Genomic DNA, 304 nt, shown 5'->3' with positions numbered 1-304 from the left:
CGGCAAGTGCAGCACCAAGCTCGTGTTCCACATCTGCGACGCGACGCTCTCGCTGCGGACGCCCGCGGGCAGCGTGACCCGCCGGGTGAACTACGTGTTCACCGGCCTGCACGCGGGGGACTGGACGATCGGGGTGATGGCCGACCCGGCGCATCCCGAAGCCGTCACCACCGATCTCGGCCTCGACCGGCTGTGGAACCGGGCGATCACCCTCTTGGCGATCGACGGGGTGATCCTGGCCCGCCTCGCCGGAGCGCTGATCTCGATCCTCCGCAACGGGCGCGCGTCGTTCCGGACCGCCGCC

The 304-nt window shown here is 71.1% G+C and carries 1 pseudogene; it reads left to right on the top strand.

What is annotated here, in order from left to right:
• Positions 1–304, top strand: a pseudogene (locus ACLBX8_RS31940) (hypothetical protein); the annotation flags it as partial.

The sequence above is a fragment of the Methylobacterium sp. D48H genome, from assembly GCF_053345715.1.
Note: the sequence above shows the minus strand (reverse complement) of the source record. Positions and strands in the feature narration are given on the sequence as shown.